Origin of the sequence: Enterobacter sp. BNK-8, from assembly GCF_048685095.1 — a bacterium.
Lineage (GTDB): Bacteria > Pseudomonadota > Gammaproteobacteria > Enterobacterales > Enterobacteriaceae > Enterobacter > Enterobacter quasiroggenkampii.
This window is the reverse complement of sequence record NZ_JBLQTN010000001.1, coordinates 3406657-3423691: the sequence shown is the minus strand read 5'-3', so window position 1 is coordinate 3423691 and position 17035 is coordinate 3406657. Positions and strand designations below refer to the sequence as shown.

The window sequence follows — 17035 nt, the reverse complement described above, 5'->3', positions numbered from 1 at the left end:
TGCGGAAAAAACCGCCGCATAGTACCGGAAAGCACAATTTTTAGCATTAACTAAAACGGCTCTGAGCGGCAACCGCCTCGTATTCAGGGTGTTTATTGCTATTTGTTCTTTTATTTCATAAGGTTATTTAATCGGTTTTATCGCTAAGCATGACAACCAAAACAGGTTAGTCCATTTGGTTATTTGTTATTTCCATCCCTTCTTTAATTGTTATTATCCTCGCCGTTAACCTTATCTTCAGTTTGGATTTATTCGCTTAAAGTCCGCTTGGCTACTGGAACATAACGACGCATGACAACACAGGCCCCACCTTCAAATTTGCTTCCCCTGAACCCGGAGCAACTGGCGCGCCTTCAGGCTGCCACCTCTGATTTTTCTCCCACTCAGCTTGCCTGGGTCTCCGGTTATTTCTGGGGAATGCTCAATCAGCAGCCTGGCGCTGTGGCGGGAGCACCGGCCACAGCCGTTGAAATTCCGGCCATTACCCTGATTTCCGCCTCGCAGACGGGCAATGCCCGCCGCGTGGCCGAAGCACTGCGCGACGACCTGCTGGCCGCGAAACTGAACGTGAACCTGGTCAACGCCGGGGATTACAAATTTAAGCAAATCGCGTCAGAAAAACTGCTGGTGGTGGTTGCCTCTACGCAGGGTGAAGGTGAACCCGCTGAAGAAGCGGTGGCGCTGCATAAGTTCCTGTTCTCGAAAAAAGCGCCGAAGCTGGATGGCACGGCGTTTGCCGTCTTTGGCCTGGGCGATACTTCCTATGAATTCTTCTGCCAGTCCGGCAAAGACTTCGACAGCAAGCTGGCGGAGCTGGGCGCGGAGCGCCTGCTGGACCGCGTTGACGCGGATGTTGAATACCAGGCCGCCGCCGCCGAATGGCGCGCCCGCATCGTTGAGGTGCTAAAAGCGCGCGTGCCGAAAGAGACGTCGGCGCAGGCCGCGTTCACCGCGACGGGTGCTGTTAACGACATCCACACCAGCCCGTACACCAAAGAGGCGCCGCTGACGGCGAGCCTGTCGGTGAACCAGAAAATTACCGGCCGCGATTCAGAAAAAGATGTGCGCCATATCGAAATCGATCTGGGCGACTCGGGCCTGCGCTATCAGCCTGGCGATGCGCTGGGCGTCTGGTATCAGAACGATCCGGCGCTGGTGAAAGAGCTGGTTGAGCTGCTGTGGCTGAAAGGCGACGAGCCTGTCACCGTTGACGGCAAAACGCAGCCGCTTTCTGAAGCGTTGCAGTGGCATTTTGAGCTGACGGTGAACACCCCGAATATCGTCGAAAATTATGCCACGTTGACGCGCAGCGAATCCCTGCTGCCGCTGGTAGGCGACAAGGCGAAGCTGCAGCATTACGCCGCGACGACGCCGATTGTCGATATGGTGCGCTTCTCTCCGGCTCAACTGGATGCCGATGCGCTGATCGGTCTGCTGCGTCCGCTCACTCCGCGCCTGTACTCCATCGCCTCTTCCCAGGCCGAGGTAGAGAGTGAAGTGCATATTACCGTCGGCGTGGTGCGTTACGATATCGAAGGCCGCGCCCGCACGGGTGGGGCATCAGGCTTCCTGGCGGATCGTGTGGAAGAAGAGGGCGAAGTGCGCGTCTTTATTGAGCACAACGATAACTTCCGCCTGCCGGTCAAGCCGGAAACGCCGGTCATCATGATTGGCCCGGGCACCGGCATTGCGCCGTTCCGCGCCTTCATGCAGCAGCGCGCGGCAGACGGCGCGCCGGGTAAAAACTGGCTGTTCTTTGGCAATCCGCACTTTACCGAAGATTTCCTCTACCAGGTCGAGTGGCAGCGCTATGTGAAAGAAGGCGTACTGACCCGCATCGATCTGGCCTGGTCCCGCGACCAGAAAGAAAAAGTATACGTACAAGACAAACTGCGCGAACAGGGCGCAGAGCTGTGGCGCTGGATCAATGACGGTGCCCACATTTATGTCTGCGGCGACGCCAATCGCATGGCGAAAGACGTTGAGCAGACTTTGCTGGAAGTGATTGCCGAATTCGGCTGTATGGATGCCGAAGCGGCGGACGAATTTTTAAGTGAGCTGCGCGTTGAGCGCCGTTATCAGCGAGATGTCTACTAATGAGCGAAAAACATCCAGGGCCACTGGTGGTCGAAGGTAAACTGACAGACGCCGAGCGCATGAAGCTGGAAAGCAACTATCTGCGTGGCACCATTGCTGAAGATCTGAATGACGGTCTCACCGGCGGTTTCAAAGGCGACAACTTCCTGCTGATCCGTTTCCACGGCATGTACCAGCAGGACGACCGCGACATCCGCGCCGAGCGTGCAGAGCAGAAGCTGGAGCCGCGTCACGCGATGCTGCTGCGCTGCCGTCTGCCGGGCGGGGTGATTACCACCAAACAGTGGCAGGCGATCGACAAGTTTGCCGGTGAAAACACGATCTACGGCAGCATCCGTCTGACCAACCGTCAGACCTTCCAGTTCCACGGCATTCTGAAGAAGAACGTCAAGCCGGTGCACCAGATGCTGCACTCCGTTGGGCTGGACGCGCTGGCGACCGCCAACGACATGAACCGTAACGTGCTCTGCACCTCGAATCCGTATGAGTCCGAGCTGCACGCCGAAGCGTACGAGTGGGCGAAGAAGATCTCCGAGCACCTGCTGCCGCGCACGCGCGCCTATGCAGAGATCTGGCTCGATCAGGAAAAAGTCGCCACCACCGACGAAGAGCCGATCCTCGGTCAGACCTACCTGCCGCGTAAGTTTAAAACTACGGTGGTGATCCCGCCGCAGAACGATATCGACCTGCACGCCAACGACATGAACTTCGTGGCGATTGCCGAAAACGGCAAGCTGGTGGGCTTTAACCTGCTGGTGGGCGGCGGCCTGTCCATCGAACACGGTAACAAGAAAACCTACGCCCGTACCGCCAGCGAGTTCGGCTTCCTGCCGCTGGAGCATACGCTGGCCGTGGCGGAAGCGGTGGTGACGACCCAGCGCGACTGGGGTAACCGTACCGACCGTAAAAACGCGAAAACCAAATACACCCTGGAGCGCGTGGGCGTGGAGACGTTCAAAGCGGAAGTGGAGCGTCGCGCGGGCATCAAGTTTGAGCCGATCCGCCCTTATGAATTCACCGGTCGCGGCGATCGCATTGGCTGGGTGAAGGGTATCGACAATAAATGGCACCTGACGCTGTTTATCGAAAACGGCCGTATTCTGGATTATCCGGGGCGTCCGCTGAAAACCGGTCTGCTGGAAATTGCGAAGATCCACAAGGGCGAGTTCCGCATTACGGCTAACCAGAACCTGATCATTGCTGGCGTGCCGGAAAGCCAGAAGGCGAAGATCGAGAAGCTGGCGCGCGAACATGGGTTGATGGATGCGGTGAAGCCGCAGCGCGAAAACTCAATGGCCTGCGTGTCGTTCCCGACCTGCCCGCTGGCGATGGCCGAAGCGGAACGTTTCCTGCCGTCGTTTACCGACAAAGTGGAAGCGATTCTGGAAAAACACGGCATTCCGGACGAGCATATTGTTATGCGCGTCACCGGGTGTCCGAACGGCTGTGGTCGTGCGATGCTGGCCGAGCTCGGACTGGTGGGGAAAGCGCCGGGTCGTTACAACCTGCACCTGGGCGGTAACCGTATCGGTACGCGCATTCCGCGTATGTTCCGCGAGAACATCACCGAGCCGGAAATTCTTGATTCCATCGACGAGCTTGTCGGGCGCTGGGCGAAAGAGCGCGAAGCGGGTGAAGGCTTCGGCGACTTTACGGTGCGTGCGGGCATCATTCGCCCGGTGCTCGATCCCGCCAGGGATTTCTGGGAGTAAACACGAGAGGTAATTATGTCCGTACTCGATCTAAACGCCCTTAATGACCTGCCAAAAGTCGAACGCATTCTGGCGCTGGCAGAAACCAATGCCCATCTTGAAAAGCTGGACGCCGAAGGGCGCGTGGCGTGGGCGCTGGAAAACCTGCCGGGAGAGTATGTGCTCTCGTCGAGCTTTGGTATTCAGGCGGCGGTCAGCCTGCATCTGGTGAATCAGATCCGTCCGGACATTCCGGTGATCCTCACCGATACCGGCTATCTGTTCCCGGAGACCTACCAGTTTATTGACGAGCTGACGGACAAGCTCAGGCTGAACCTCAAAGTTTACCGCGCGACGGAAAGCGCGGCCTGGCAGGAGGCGCGCTACGGCAAGCTGTGGGAGCAGGGCGTTGAGGGCATTGAGAAGTACAATGAGATTAACAAAGTTGAGCCGATGAACCGGGCGCTGAAAGAGCTTAATGCGCAGACGTGGTTTGCGGGTCTGCGCCGCGAGCAGTCCGGTAGCCGGGCAACCTTACCGGTACTGGCGGTCCAGCGCGGGGTCTTTAAAGTGCTGCCGATTATCGACTGGGATAACCGGACGGTGTATCAGTACCTGCAAAAGCACGGGCTGAAATACCATCCGCTGTGGGACCAGGGCTATCTGTCGGTGGGCGATACACACACCACGCGTAAGTGGGAACCGGGAATGGCGGAAGAAGAGACGCGATTCTTCGGGCTGAAGCGCGAGTGCGGGTTGCACGAAGGGTGATAACCTTTTTGCCCGGTGGCGCTGCGCTTACCGGGCCTACTAAGGCTCGTTCCCTATGTAGGCCCGGTAAGGCGTAGCCGCCACCGGGCTTAACGGCCTCAGGCTTTCCCCGCTTTCGCCAGCTCCTTCACCAGCGGCAGCATCACCTTCACCACATCACGACTGCGGTGCTCAATCCGCTGCGGCAGCGCGCGATCGATGTGCTGCTGATTGTCCAGCATCACGTTGTGCCAGCTCGTCCCGTCCGGGAAGGCCTTCGATTTAGCCCGCTGCTGGTAGCCATCTTTTTTGCCCAGCGCCCAGTTTGTCGCTTCCACGTACAGCACCGGAATGCCCGCCTTATCGAACACTTCCCCGTCGTTGCAGCAGCCTGTGCCTCGCGGATAATCCGGGTTACCGCCAGGGTTGCTGGTGGCATAAACACCATGGCTGCGGGCTATCGCCAGGGCCCGGTCGCGCGTCAGTTTCCGCACGGTACCCGGCGTACTCTGCCCACTGTTGAAATAGAGCTTGTCGCCGACGATCAGGTTGTCGAGGTTAATCACCAGCAGCGTATTTTTCTTCTCCTCAGCGCTCATGCGCTTAAGGAGATTCTCAGCGCCGAGTTTGCCCTCTTCTTCGCCGCTGGTGGCAACAAAACGAATGCCATATTGGGTGGGAATATCTTTCATCCGCTCGGCCAGTTCGAGCATCACGCCCAAGCCTGCGGCATTGTCGTCCATGCCCTGCAGCGTCAGCCCGCCAAGATTATTATCCGTATCGGCGTCACTCATCGGGGCGTAGGTATCAAGGTGCGCCATAATAATAATTTGCTCTTTTGCGGTGCCTTCGTGGGCCGCAATCACCGTACTGCCGGTCACGTTATGCCAGTTTTTCGTTTTATTTCGTGAGGTATAGACGTAGCGGCTGTGAAACGACCGGATATCGCTCTGATAACCCATGTCGGCAAACTGCTGGCGAAGATAGTCTGCAGAGAGCATTTCCGCAGGCGATCCGGTCATGCGACCGGGGAAAACGGTGGCAATATGCCGCGCCTGCATATTGGCGATTTCACCATAAGGTTGGTTTTTTGCCTGAGCGGGAAGAATAAAGCAAACGCCGAGCGCCAGGGCAGCAATACGGTGGCGCGTTGCGGAAAACATAGTGAGTCCTTAAAAACAGAGCAAAATAGTCACCCGCCTAGTATGAAACTGTGATCGTCCATACACAATTTGAATTGCTCTTAAATGCCCGAAATATCGTGTGTTAAGCACTTTTTGGTATTAGCATTTTCATCGCGTTATTCCATTGAGTAACTACTCATTCCAATTCGTAATTTCATTCGGTCTAAGCCGCCCCCTATAGTCCCTCTATTCCTCGTTGTTAGTGAGTTGTTGCCTGTGGACTATCTGCCCTTATTTGCTGCGATTAAAGAGAAACCGGTGCTGGTTGTTGGCACGGGTGAAATCGCCGATCGCAAAATTGCGTTTCTGCAGCGTGCAGGGGCGCAGGTGCAGATCGTTGCAGAGGCAGATTTTCACGAGTCACAAATCGACAGCGTCGTGCTGGTGATTGCGGCGACCGAAGATCGTGACCTCAACCGGCGGATCTCCGACGCCGCTCAGGCCCGTTACCGCCTGGTGAACGTGGTGGACGACCAGCCTTTATGCTCGTTTATTTTCCCGTCGATCGTTGACCGCTCGCCGCTGCTGGTGGCGATCTCCTCCGGCGGGACCGCACCGGTGCTGGCACGCGTGCTGCGGGAAAAAATCGAAGCGCTGCTACCGACCAGCCTCGGGCGGATGGCTGAGAAAGCCAGTTACTGGCGCAACCATCTGAAAACGCGCCTGACCAGCGTGACGGAACGCCGTCGCTTCTGGGAGCGCGTGTTTCGCGGCCGCTTTGCCAGCCTGATGCATGCCGGTAATGAGACAGCGGCGCAGAAAATTCTTGAAGACGAACTGGATAACCCCGGCAGCACCGGCGGGGAGATCATTCTGGTGGGCGCGGGGCCGGGCGATGCCGGGCTTCTGACGCTGCGCGGCCTGCAGGTGCTGCAGGACGCGGACGTGGTGTTCTACGACCATCTGGTCACCGACGGCGTGCGCGAGTTGATCCGTCGCGACGCGGAGCAAATCTGCGTGGGCAAACGGGCAGGCGAGCACTCTGTGCCGCAGCACGACACCAACCAGATGCTGGTTGACGCCGCCAAAGCGGGCAAAACCGTGGTGCGCCTGAAGGGGGGCGATCCGTTTATCTTCGGTCGCGGCGGCGAAGAGCTGCAGGCGGCGGCCGAAGCGGGCATACCGTTCCAGGTGGTGCCCGGCATCACGGCGGCCTCTGCGGTGACGGCTTACGCCGGTATCCCGTTGACCCACCGCGATTACGCCCAGAGCGTCACCTTTGTGACCGGCCACTATAAGGCGGACAGCACGCCGTTTGACTGGTCGCATCTCGCCCAGAGCCGCCAGACGCTGGCGATATACATGGGCACGATGAAGGCGGCGGACATCAGTGAACAGCTTATTCAGCACGGTCGCGAGGCGACGACGCCCGTTGCCGTCATTTCTCGCGGTACGCGCGTCGATCAGCACGTTGCGACGGGCACCCTGGAACATCTTGCAACCCTGGCGAAAGACGCCCCTATGCCCGCCCTGATCGTGGTGGGAGAAGTGGTGCAGCTGCACAGCACGCTCGCCTGGTTTCAGCACACAACCGATACAGAAGGCTTTGGTTCTTCTGTTGTAAATTTGGCTTAAGGAACGGTTATGGACCAAAAACGTCTTACACACCTGCGGCAGCTCGAAGCGGAAAGTATCCATATTATCCGCGAAGTGGCCGCCGAGTTTTCTAACCCGGTGATGATGTACTCCATCGGTAAAGATTCCAGCGTCATGCTGCATCTGGCGCGTAAAGCGTTTTATCCAGGTACGCTGCCGTTCCCGCTGCTGCACGTGGATACCGGCTGGAAATTCCGCGAGATGTACGAGTTCCGCGATCGTACCGCGAAAGCCTACGGCTGCGAGCTGCTGGTGCATAAAAACCCGGAAGGGGTGGCGATGGGTATTAACCCGTTCGTGCACGGCAGCGCCAAACACACCGATATCATGAAGACCGAAGGGCTGAAGCAGGCGCTGAACAAATACGGTTTTGATGCGGCCTTCGGCGGCGCGCGTCGTGACGAAGAGAAATCCCGCGCCAAAGAGCGTATCTACTCCTTCCGCGACCGCTTCCACCGCTGGGACCCCAAAAACCAGCGTCCGGAGCTGTGGCACAACTACAACGGTCAGATCAACAAAGGCGAAAGCATCCGCGTCTTCCCGCTCTCCAACTGGACCGAGCTGGATATCTGGCAGTACATCTATCTGGAAAACATCGAGATCGTTCCGCTGTACCTGGCCGCCGAGCGCCCGGTGCTGGAGCGCGACGGCATGCTGATGATGATCGATGACGATCGCATCGACCTGCAGCCGGGCGAAGTGATCAAAAAACAGATGGTCCGTTTCCGCACCCTCGGCTGCTGGCCGCTGACCGGCGCGGTGGAATCCAACGCCCAGACGCTGCCGGAGATCATCGAAGAGATGCTGGTGTCGACCACCAGCGAGCGACAGGGGCGCGTGATTGACCGCGACCAGGCAGGCTCCATGGAGCTGAAGAAACGTCAGGGTTATTTCTAAGGAGCCGCCATGAATACCACTATTGCTCAACAAATTGCCAACGAAGGCGGCGTGGAAGCGTATCTGCATGCGCAACAACACAAAAGCCTGCTGCGTTTTCTGACCTGCGGCAGCGTGGATGACGGGAAAAGTACCCTGATTGGCCGCCTGCTGCACGATACGCGCCAGATTTATGAAGATCAGCTCTCCTCCCTGCATAACGACAGTAAGCGTCACGGTACCCAGGGCGAAAAGCTGGATCTGGCACTGCTGGTGGATGGCCTGCAGGCGGAGCGCGAGCAGGGCATCACGATTGACGTGGCCTACCGCTATTTCTCTACCGAGAAGCGCAAATTTATTATCGCCGACACCCCGGGGCACGAACAGTACACCCGCAATATGGCGACCGGCGCGTCGACCTGCGACCTGGCGATCCTGCTGATCGACGCCCGTAAAGGCGTGCTGGATCAGACCCGTCGCCACAGCTTTATCTCCACGCTGCTGGGGATCAAACACCTGGTGGTGGCGGTCAACAAGATGGATCTGGTGAACTTCAGCGAAGAGAAGTTCGAGGAGATCCGCCAGAGCTACCTGACCTTTGCCGAACAGCTGCCGGGCAACCTGGATATCCGCTTTGTGCCGCTCTCGGCGCTGGTAGGGGATAACGTCGCCTCCCAGAGCGCGAACATGCCGTGGTACAGCGGCCCGACGCTGCTGGAAGTGCTGGAAACGGTTGAAATCCAGCGCGTGGTCGACACCCAGCCGATGCGCTTCCCGGTGCAGTACGTGAACCGTCCAAACCTCGACTTCCGCGGTTTCTCCGGTACCCTTGCGTCAGGCTCTGTGAAGGTCGGTCAGCGCGTCAAGGTGCTGCCATCCGGCGTGGAATCGACCATCGCCCGCATCGTCACCTTCGACGGTGACCTGCAGGACGCGGGTGCCGGTGAAGCGGTTACGCTGGTGCTGAAAGACGAGATTGATATCAGCCGGGGCGATCTGCTGGTGGATGCCCAGGAAACCCTGGCCGCCGTGCAGGGGGCTTCCGTGGATGTGGTGTGGATGGCGGAGCAACCGCTGACGCCGGGCCAGAGCTACGACATCAAAATTGCTGGCAAGAAGACCCGCGCCCGCGTGGACGGTATTCAGTTCCAGGTGGACATCAACAATCTGACCCAGCGCGAAGTTACCGAGCTGCCGCTGAACGGTATTGGTCTGGTCGATCTGACCTTCGACGAACCGCTGGTGCTGGATCCGTATCAGCAGAACCCGGTGACGGGCGGGCTTATCTTTATCGACAGGCTGACCAACGTTACCGTCGGTGCCGGTATGGTACGCGAACCGATTAAACAGGCTGCTGTGGCCTCTGAATTCAGCGCCTTTGAGCTGGAACTAAATGCGCTGGTGCGTAAACACTTCCCGCACTGGGGCGCGCGCGATCTGCTGGGAGGCAAGTAATGGCCGCGCATGATGAGAACGTCGTCTGGCATCCTCATCCGGTCACCGTCGCCCAGCGCGAACAGCTCCACGGTCACCGTGGGGTTGTGCTGTGGTTTACCGGGCTGTCTGGCTCGGGTAAATCGACGGTGGCGGGCGCGCTGGAAGAGGCATTGCATCAGCAGAGCGTAAGCACGTACCTGCTGGATGGCGACAACGTGCGCCATGGCCTGTGCAGCGATTTAGGGTTCAGCGACGACGACCGCAAAGAGAACATCCGCCGGGTCGGGGAAGTCGCCAGCCTGATGGCCGATGCCGGGCTGGTGGTGCTGACCGCGTTTATCTCTCCGCACCGCGCCGAGCGCCAGATGGTGCGCGAACGCGTCGGTCAGGATCGCTTTATTGAAGTGTTTGTGGATACGCCGCTGGAGGTTTGCGAAGCGCGCGACCCGAAAGGGCTGTACAAAAAAGCGCGTGCCGGAGAACTGCGCAACTTCACCGGAATTGACGCGGTCTACGAAGCGCCTGAATCGCCTGAAATTCACCTGGAGGGTCAACAATTGGTAACAAATTTAGTAAGCCAATTATTAGACCTGCTCAGACGGGACGATATTATCAGATCCTGAGACGGTATCGTTCGGGAGCTGTCTTCCCGAACGATGAGTCACGGTCACAGGACTAGCTATGCGCAACAGTGAACATTACATTACCACCACCGGGTCGGAGCCGCTTGCGACCGACGACGAAACGACCTGGTCATTTCCTGGGGCCATCATTGGCTTCGTCTCATGGTTGCTGGCGCTGGGTATCCCGTTTCTTATCTACGGCGGCAACACGCTGTTCTTCTTTCTCTACACCTGGCCTTTCTTTCTGGCGCTGATGCCCGTGGCGGTTGTCGTCGGCATTGCGCTGCACTCGCTGCTCAATGGCAAGCTGCTCTACAGTACCGTGGTCACGATTGTGACGGTGGTTCTGATGTTTGGTCTGTTATTTTTGTGGCTCATGGGCTAACTTCAGCCATAATTCAAACCGTAACCAACTGTGTAACGATATTGAGCAGGACGATTCTGCGGAAAAAATGTGGTACATTTGCCCGCGATGTTGCGGCATCTCTGTTACCCCGGCGTAGTGCTCTGGGGAAGTCTTGGGATGATGATGCCGTTTTTCAGGGGGCAGGATGGGTAAACTAACGCTGCTGTTGCTGGCTTTGCTAATCTGGCTGCAATATTCGCTGTGGTTCGGTAAGAACGGACTGCACGACTATAGCCGGGTGAGCGATGACGTCGCGGCTCAGCAGGCAACAAACGCCAAACTTAAGGCGCGAAACGATCAACTCTTCGCTGAAATTGATGACCTCAATGGCGGGCAAGAGGCGATTGAGGAACGCGCACGCAATGAACTCAGTATGACTAAGCCGGGCGAAACCTTTTATCGTCTGGTTCCGGATGCGTCTAAACGCAATCAGGGCTCAGCACAAAACAATCGATAATCAGGCCCAGGATTACGACATGGCAGTAACTTTTTCGGACGTATGCGCCGTGGTGCCGGCCGCAGGTTTTGGCCGGCGCATGCAGACAGAATGTCCCAAGCAATACCTCTCTATTGGCGATAAAACGATCCTTGAGCACGCCGTGGCGGCGCTGCTGGCGCACCCGCGGGTGACGCGGGTGATCATCGCTATCAGCCCGGGCGATGCGCGCTTCGCGCAGCTACCGCTGGCAAATCATCCACAGATTACCGTTGTCGATGGCGGTGCCGAGCGCGCCGATTCCGTGCTGGCAGGCATTCAGGCTGCCGGTAACGCGCCGTGGGTGCTGGTGCATGACGCGGCGCGTCCGTGTCTGCATCAGGACGATCTCGCTCGCCTGCTGGCGTTGAGCGAAACCAGCAAAGTGGGTGGCATTCTGGCCGCCCCCGTGCGCGACACCATGAAGCGTGCCGAGCCGGGCAAACGGGCTATCGCCCACACCGTCGATCGCGTCGATCTATGGCACGCGCTGACGCCGCAATTTTTCCCCCGCGAATTACTCCACGACTGCTTAACGCGCGCGCTTAACGAAGGGGCGACCATTACGGACGAAGCCTCTGCGCTGGAGTACTGCGGTTTCCACCCAACGCTTGTTGAAGGACGTGCTGATAATATTAAAGTGACGCGTCCGGAAGATTTACAGCTCGCGGAATTTTATCTTACCCGTTTGACCCATCAGGAGAAGGCATAATGCGAATTGGACACGGTTTTGATGTACACGCCTTTGGCGGCGAAGGCCCAATTATCATTGGCGGCGTGCGCATTCCTTATGAAAAAGGGCTGCTGGCGCATTCTGATGGCGACGTGGCGCTGCATGCGCTGACCGACGCGCTGTTGGGCGCGGCCGCACTGGGTGATATCGGCAAGCTGTTCCCGGACACCGACCCGGCGTTTAAAGGGGCAGACAGCCGTGAACTGCTGCGCGAAGCGTGGCGCCGCATCCAGGCGAAAGGCTACACCCTTGGCAACGTCGACGTGACGATTATCGCCCAGGCCCCGAAAATGCTGCCGCACATTCCGCAGATGCGCGTGTTTATCGCAGAAGATCTGGGTTGCCATATGGACGACGTGAACGTCAAAGCGACGACCACCGAGAAGCTGGGCTTCACCGGTCGTGGCGAAGGGATTGCCTGTGAAGCCGTGGCGCTGCTGGTGAAGGCGAGCAAATGACAGACTTCGACAACCTGACATATCTGCACGGCAAACCGCAGGGGAACGGGGTACTGAAAGCCAGCCCCGAAGATTTCCTCGTGGTCGAGGATCTGGGCTTTGAGCCGGATGGCGAAGGCGAACATATCCTGGTGCGTATTCTGAAAAATGGCTGCAATACCCGCTTTGTGGCCGACGCGCTGGCAAAATTTCTCAAAATTCATGCCCGCGAGGTGAGCTTTGCCGGGCAGAAAGATAAACACGCCGTCACCGAACAGTGGCTCTGCGCGCGCGTTCCCGGCAATACGATGCCTGATTTAAGCAAATTTGAGCTTGAGGGCTGTAAGGTACTGGAATATGCCCGCCACAAGCGCAAACTGCGTCTGGGGGCGTTGAAAGGCAACGCGTTTACGCTGGTGCTGCGCGAAGTGACTGATCGTGAAGACGTTGAAAAACGTCTGAACGCCATCAGTGACCGCGGCGTACCGAACTACTTTGGCGCGCAACGTTTCGGCATTGGCGGCAGCAACCTGCAGGGCGCACTGCGCTGGGCGCAAAGCGACGCGCCGGTGCGGGACAGGAATAAACGCAGTTTTTGGTTGTCGGCGGCCCGCAGTGCGTTGTTTAATCAGATTGTGAGCGAAAGGCTGAAAAAACCGGACGCGAATCAAGTTGTTGTTGGCGATGCGCTACAATTAGCGGGACGCGGAAGCTGGTTTGTAGCAACGGCCGAAGAGATGGCCGATGTCCAGTCGCGCGTGGACGCAAAAGGGCTGCTGATCACCGCCGCGTTGCCTGGCACGGGCGACTGGGGAACACAGGGCGACGCCCTGGCTGCCGAGCAGTCAGCCGTGGCGGATGCGCCAGAATTGCAGTCCTTGCTGGTGCGGGAAAAAGTCGACGCGGCACGCCGCGCGATGCTGCTCTATCCGCAGCAGTTAAGCTGGAACTGGTGGGATGACGTGACCGTCGAGTTACGCTTCTGGCTGCCGGCAGGCAGCTTTGCCACCAGTGTTGTCAGGGAACTAATCAACACCTCGGGTGATTATGCGAATATTGCTGAGTAACGATGACGGGATCCACGCGCCAGGCATTCAGACCCTGGCGAAACACCTCCGCGAGTTTGCGGATGTGCAGGTTGTGGCACCCGATCGTAACCGCAGTGGAGCGTCTAACTCGCTGACGCTGGAGTCGTCGCTTCGCACCTTTACCTTTGAAAATGGCGATATTGCCGTACAGATGGGCACGCCAACCGACTGTGTTTTTCTGGGCGTAAACGCGCTGATGCGGCCGCGTCCGGATATCGTCGTCTCCGGCATTAACGCCGGGCCTAACCTCGGCGATGACGTGATTTACTCCGGCACCGTGGCGGCCGCAATGGAAGGACGTCACCTGGGGTTCCCGGCGCTGGCGGTCTCGTTGAACGGCTACACGCACTACGATACCGCCGCCGCGGTGACCTGTTCGATCCTGCGGGCGCTCGGCCGCGAGCCGTTGCGTACCGGACGCATCCTCAACATCAACGTGCCGGATCTTCCTCTTGATGAAATTAAAGGCATCCGCGTCACCCGTTGCGGGAGTCGACATCCTGCCGATCAGGTGATCCCGCAGCAGGATCCGCGCGGCAACACGCTTTACTGGATCGGCCCTCCCGGCGATAAGTGCGATGCGGGTCCGGATACCGACTTTGCCGCCGTGGAGGAAGGCTATGTTTCGGTTACCCCGCTGCACGTAGATTTAACCGCGTATAGCGCGCATGATGTGGTGTCGGGCTGGCTGGATCGCGCAGGAGTGAACGCGCAATGGTAAACAAACGTGTACAAACTCTTCTGGAACAACTACGCGCGCAGGGGATCCGCGACGAGCACGTGCTTGAAGCGCTCGCCCTGGTTCCGCGTGAGAAATTTGTAGACGAGGCGTTTGAACACAAAGCGTGGGAAAACGTGGCGCTGCCCATCGGGCAGGGCCAGACGATTTCGCAGCCTTACATGGTGGCTCGCATGACGGAGCTGCTGGAGCTGACGCCCGACTCCCGCGTGCTGGAGATTGGCACCGGTTCGGGGTATCAGACCGCGATCCTGGCGCATCTGGTGCATCATGTTTGCTCCGTTGAGCGGATTAAAGGTTTACAGTGGCAGGCGCGTCGTCGCCTGAAACAACTTGATTTACATAATGTTTCGACACGACACGGTGATGGATGGCAGGGTTGGAAGGCTCGTGCCCCGTTTGACGCGATCATCGTGACGGCGGCCCCGCCTGAAATTCCAGCAGCCCTGTTGTCGCAGCTGGACGAGGGGGGCATTCTGGTTCTGCCTGTCGGGGACGAGCAGCAGCTGTTGAAGCGCGTTCGTCGGCGCGGCGGCGAGTTTATTATCGACACCGTGGAAGCCGTGCGCTTTGTGCCTCTGGTGAAGGGGGAGTTGGCCTGAGACTCGGAATTATCCAGGGTTATTAAGGCAAATTCAGCGTATGGTGTGGCGCGAAAGATTCGTGCCATCACGGTAAATTTTAAGTCACTGGTAGTTAACACATTCCTGGGGGATAAATGAGCGCGGGAAGCCCTAAATTCACCATCAGCCGTGTTGCGGCATTATCACTGGTTTCGCTCTGGCTGGCAGGCTGTACAAGTTCTAACAACGCGCCTGCGCCCGTCAGTTCCGTCGGCGGAAACAGCGGCTCCGGTAACACGTCCAGCGGAATGTTAATCACGCCGCCACCTAAAATGGGAACTGCTGCGCCGCAGCAAACACCACAAATTCAGCCTGTGCAACATCCTGTTACACAGCCAATGCAGGTTCAGCCAGTTGAACAGCCTGTTCAGACCCAAAATGGCCGCATAGTCTATAACCGCCAGTATGGGAACATTCCGAAAGGTAGCTACACCGGTGGCAGCACCTATACCGTGAAACGCGGTGATACGCTGTTCTACATTGCGTGGATCACCGGGAACGATTTCCGTGACCTCGCGCAGCGCAACAACGTCCAGGCCCCATACGGTCTGGAAGTCGGGCAAACGCTCCAGGTGGGCAACGCGACGGGCACGCCGCTTACGCCTGGCAACACGGTTTCAGCGGCTGATGTGACGGCTCAAAATAACAGCGTTAAGCCTGCACAAAAATCCACCACGGTGGTTGCTTCACAACCTGTAATTACGTATTCTGAGGATTCAGGTGATCAGACTGCTAACAAAATGTTGCCGAATAATAAAGGGACTGCGACTGCTGTCACAGCACCGGTTACGGCACCTGTGGTTAGCTCTACTGAACCGACTGCCAGCAGTATGACCTCCAGTTCGCCGATTTCTGCATGGCGCTGGCCGACTGACGGCAAGGTTATCGAAAACTTCTCTTCCTCCGAAGGGGGAAATAAAGGGATCGATATCGCAGGGAGTAAAGGACAGGCTATCATCGCGACCGCAGATGGACGCGTTGTGTATGCCGGTAACGCTCTGCGCGGTTACGGTAATCTTATTATCATCAAACATAACGATGATTACCTGAGTGCCTACGCCCATAACGACACAATGCTGGTCCGGGAACAACAAGAAGTTAAGGCGGGGCAAAAAATCGCTACCATGGGTAGCACCGGAACCAGTTCTACACGCTTGCATTTTGAAATTCGTTACAAGGGGAAATCCGTAAACCCGCTGCAGTATTTGCCGCAGCGATAATTTGACGGGGCATGCCAGCCAGGGTGTCTCGTTCAGGGATCACGGGTAGGAGCCACCTTATGAGTCAGAATACGCTGAAAGTTCATGATTTAAATGAAGACGCGGAATTTGATGAGAACGGAGTAGAGGCTTTTGACGAAAAAGCCTTAGTAGAAGAGGAACCCAGTGATAACGATTTGGCTGAAGAAGAGCTGTTATCGCAGGGTGCCACACAGCGTGTACTGGACGCGACTCAGCTTTACCTTGGGGAGATTGGTTACTCCCCACTGCTAACGGCCGAAGAAGAAGTCTATTTCGCACGTCGTGCTTTGCGTGGTGATGTCGCCTCGCGTCGTCGCATGATCGAAAGTAACCTGCGACTGGTCGTGAAAATTGCCCGCCGTTACGGCAATCGTGGTCTGGCTCTGCTGGATCTGATTGAAGAGGGCAACTTAGGTCTCATCCGCGCAGTTGAGAAGTTTGACCCGGAACGCGGGTTCCGTTTCTCAACCTACGCGACCTGGTGGATTCGTCAGACCATCGAACGGGCTATTATGAACCAGACCCGTACGATCCGCCTGCCGATCCATATCGTCAAAGAGTTGAACGTCTATCTGCGCACCGCACGCGAGTTGTCCCATAAACTGGACCACGAGCCAAGCGCAGAAGAAATTGCCGAACAACTCGATAAACCGGTTGATGACGTAAGCCGTATGCTGCGTCTCAACGAGCGCATTACCTCCGTTGACACCCCGCTGGGTGGCGACTCCGAAAAAGCGCTGCTGGACATCCTGGCCGATGAAAAAGATAACGGTCCGGAAGACACCACGCAGGACGATGACATGAAACAGAGCATCGTCAAATGGCTGTTCGAACTGAACGCCAAACAGCGTGAAGTGCTGGCACGTCGTTTCGGTTTACTGGGGTATGAAGCTGCGACACTGGAAGACGTCGGCCGTGAAATTGGCCTGACCCGTGAACGTGTTCGTCAGATTCAGGTTGAAGGTCTGCGCCGCCTGCGTGAAATCCTGCAGGGGCAAGGTCTGAATATCGAAGCGCTGTTCCGCGAATAAGCAACCTT

General features: G+C 57.5%; 18 protein-coding genes. 16 read left to right on the top strand and 2 right to left on the bottom strand.

Annotation, left to right across the window (positions count from 1 at the left end):
• Window positions 1-291 precede the first annotated feature (291 nt).
• From cysJ to cysH, 3 genes are read left to right on the top strand one after another with little or no spacing between them, the layout of a single operon-like run.
• The gene (cysJ, locus tag ACMGGU_RS16510; RefSeq protein WP_420300747.1) at window positions 292-2097 is read left to right on the top strand and encodes an NADPH-dependent assimilatory sulfite reductase flavoprotein subunit; all 1806 of its coding nucleotides are present in this window, start codon (window positions 292-294) and stop codon (window positions 2095-2097) included.
• On the top strand, window positions 2097-3809 hold the full coding sequence (cysI, locus tag ACMGGU_RS16505) for an assimilatory sulfite reductase (NADPH) hemoprotein subunit (protein WP_008499617.1): 1713 nt from the start codon (window positions 2097-2099) through the stop codon (window positions 3807-3809). Before cysJ ends, cysI begins: the two co-directional genes overlap by 1 nt.
• A gap of 15 nt (window positions 3810-3824) precedes the next feature.
• Entirely contained in the window at window positions 3825-4559 is a 735-nt protein-coding gene (gene cysH / locus ACMGGU_RS16500) for a phosphoadenosine phosphosulfate reductase (RefSeq protein ID WP_008499616.1), read from the top strand.
• A 98-nt stretch (window positions 4560-4657) separates the two neighbouring features.
• On the opposite strand, the gene ACMGGU_RS16495 is transcribed toward cysH, so the two are convergent.
• The gene (locus ACMGGU_RS16495) at window positions 4658-5701 is read right to left on the bottom strand and encodes an aminopeptidase (protein ID WP_048029216.1); all 1044 of its coding nucleotides are present in this window, start codon (window positions 5699-5701) and stop codon (window positions 4658-4660) included.
• Between the two features lie 237 nt (window positions 5702-5938).
• On the opposite strand from ACMGGU_RS16495, the gene cysG reads away from it, so the two are divergent.
• The 11 genes from cysG (at window position 5939) to ACMGGU_RS16440 (ending at window position 14734) form a co-directional block, all read left to right on the top strand.
• Window positions 5939-7297 carry a siroheme synthase CysG gene (gene cysG, locus ACMGGU_RS16490; protein WP_048224629.1) on the top strand — a complete coding sequence of 453 codons (1359 nt, stop codon included), beginning with the start codon at window positions 5939-5941 and terminating at the stop codon, window positions 7295-7297.
• A 9-nt stretch (window positions 7298-7306) separates the two neighbouring features.
• Window positions 7307-8215: a sulfate adenylyltransferase subunit CysD gene (gene cysD, locus ACMGGU_RS16485; protein WP_008499613.1), complete on the top strand. Its 909-nt coding sequence runs from the start codon at window positions 7307-7309 to the stop codon at window positions 8213-8215.
• A gap of 9 nt (window positions 8216-8224) precedes the next feature.
• Window positions 8225-9649: a sulfate adenylyltransferase subunit CysN gene (gene cysN / locus ACMGGU_RS16480; protein ID WP_420300746.1), complete on the top strand. Its 1425-nt coding sequence runs from the start codon at window positions 8225-8227 to the stop codon at window positions 9647-9649.
• Complete coding sequence (gene cysC / locus ACMGGU_RS16475) at window positions 9649-10254, top strand: adenylyl-sulfate kinase (RefSeq protein ID WP_252077779.1); 606 nt, start codon at window positions 9649-9651, stop codon at window positions 10252-10254. The genes cysN and cysC overlap by 1 nt, the downstream gene beginning before the upstream one ends.
• 58 nt (window positions 10255-10312) lie before the next feature.
• The gene (locus ACMGGU_RS16470) at window positions 10313-10639 is read left to right on the top strand and encodes a DUF3561 family protein (protein ID WP_008499610.1); all 327 of its coding nucleotides are present in this window, start codon (window positions 10313-10315) and stop codon (window positions 10637-10639) included.
• Window positions 10640-10805: 166 nt separating this feature from the next.
• A complete protein-coding gene (gene ftsB, locus ACMGGU_RS16465) occupies window positions 10806-11117 on the top strand; it encodes a cell division protein FtsB (protein WP_008499609.1) in 312 nt (103 codons plus the stop codon).
• Between the two features lie 19 nt (window positions 11118-11136).
• Window positions 11137-11847, top strand: a complete 711-nt coding sequence (gene ispD / locus ACMGGU_RS16460; protein ID WP_048029219.1) for a 2-C-methyl-D-erythritol 4-phosphate cytidylyltransferase — start codon at window positions 11137-11139, stop codon at window positions 11845-11847.
• Window positions 11847-12326 carry a 2-C-methyl-D-erythritol 2,4-cyclodiphosphate synthase gene (ispF, locus tag ACMGGU_RS16455; RefSeq protein ID WP_008499607.1) on the top strand — a complete coding sequence of 160 codons (480 nt, stop codon included), beginning with the start codon at window positions 11847-11849 and terminating at the stop codon, window positions 12324-12326. Before ispD ends, ispF begins: the two co-directional genes overlap by 1 nt.
• Window positions 12323-13372 (top strand): tRNA pseudouridine(13) synthase TruD, encoded by a 1050-nt coding sequence (gene truD / locus ACMGGU_RS16450; RefSeq protein WP_045908488.1) that lies wholly within the window; start codon window positions 12323-12325, stop codon window positions 13370-13372. Before ispF ends, truD begins: the two co-directional genes overlap by 4 nt.
• On the top strand, window positions 13353-14114 hold the full coding sequence (gene surE, locus ACMGGU_RS16445) for a 5'/3'-nucleotidase SurE (protein WP_021241911.1): 762 nt from the start codon (window positions 13353-13355) through the stop codon (window positions 14112-14114). Before truD ends, surE begins: the two co-directional genes overlap by 20 nt.
• Complete coding sequence (locus tag ACMGGU_RS16440; protein ID WP_008499604.1) at window positions 14108-14734, top strand: protein-L-isoaspartate(D-aspartate) O-methyltransferase; 627 nt, start codon at window positions 14108-14110, stop codon at window positions 14732-14734. The genes surE and ACMGGU_RS16440 overlap by 7 nt, the downstream gene beginning before the upstream one ends.
• Before the next feature lie 94 nt (window positions 14735-14828).
• Here the strand turns inward: ACMGGU_RS16440 and ACMGGU_RS16435 are convergent, their stop codons facing one another.
• Window positions 14829-14960 (bottom strand): peptidase, encoded by a 132-nt coding sequence (locus ACMGGU_RS16435; RefSeq protein WP_369751013.1) that lies wholly within the window; start codon window positions 14958-14960, stop codon window positions 14829-14831.
• Between ACMGGU_RS16435 and nlpD the strand changes: the two genes are divergently transcribed.
• Window positions 14902-15975 carry a murein hydrolase activator NlpD gene (gene nlpD, locus ACMGGU_RS16430; RefSeq protein ID WP_240613108.1) on the top strand — a complete coding sequence of 358 codons (1074 nt, stop codon included), beginning with the start codon at window positions 14902-14904 and terminating at the stop codon, window positions 15973-15975. The genes ACMGGU_RS16435 and nlpD overlap by 59 nt on opposite strands.
• 59 nt (window positions 15976-16034) lie before the next feature.
• Entirely contained in the window at window positions 16035-17027 is a 993-nt protein-coding gene (gene rpoS, locus ACMGGU_RS16425) for an RNA polymerase sigma factor RpoS (protein ID WP_008499600.1), read from the top strand.
• The last annotated feature ends 8 nt before the right edge of the window (window positions 17028-17035 follow it).

Coding starts and splice junctions, on each gene's coding strand:
- cysJ (WP_420300747.1), top strand. CDS start 292: ATGACAACACAGGCCCCACCTTCAAATTTGCTTCCCCTGAACCCGGAG.
- cysI (WP_008499617.1), top strand. CDS start 2,097: ATGAGCGAAAAACATCCAGGGCCACTGGTGGTCGAAGGTAAACTGACA.
- cysH (WP_008499616.1), top strand. CDS start 3,825: ATGTCCGTACTCGATCTAAACGCCCTTAATGACCTGCCAAAAGTCGAA.
- ACMGGU_RS16495 (WP_048029216.1), bottom strand. CDS start 5,701: ATGTTTTCCGCAACGCGCCACCGTATTGCTGCCCTGGCGCTCGGCGTT.
- cysD (WP_008499613.1), top strand. CDS start 7,307: ATGGACCAAAAACGTCTTACACACCTGCGGCAGCTCGAAGCGGAAAGT.
- cysN (WP_420300746.1), top strand. CDS start 8,225: ATGAATACCACTATTGCTCAACAAATTGCCAACGAAGGCGGCGTGGAA.
- cysC (WP_252077779.1), top strand. CDS start 9,649: ATGGCCGCGCATGATGAGAACGTCGTCTGGCATCCTCATCCGGTCACC.
- ACMGGU_RS16470 (WP_008499610.1), top strand. CDS start 10,313: ATGCGCAACAGTGAACATTACATTACCACCACCGGGTCGGAGCCGCTT.
- ftsB (WP_008499609.1), top strand. CDS start 10,806: ATGGGTAAACTAACGCTGCTGTTGCTGGCTTTGCTAATCTGGCTGCAA.
- ispD (WP_048029219.1), top strand. CDS start 11,137: ATGGCAGTAACTTTTTCGGACGTATGCGCCGTGGTGCCGGCCGCAGGT.
- ispF (WP_008499607.1), top strand. CDS start 11,847: ATGCGAATTGGACACGGTTTTGATGTACACGCCTTTGGCGGCGAAGGC.
- truD (WP_045908488.1), top strand. CDS start 12,323: ATGACAGACTTCGACAACCTGACATATCTGCACGGCAAACCGCAGGGG.
- surE (WP_021241911.1), top strand. CDS start 13,353: ATGCGAATATTGCTGAGTAACGATGACGGGATCCACGCGCCAGGCATT.
- ACMGGU_RS16440 (WP_008499604.1), top strand. CDS start 14,108: ATGGTAAACAAACGTGTACAAACTCTTCTGGAACAACTACGCGCGCAG.
- rpoS (WP_008499600.1), top strand. CDS start 16,035: ATGAGTCAGAATACGCTGAAAGTTCATGATTTAAATGAAGACGCGGAA.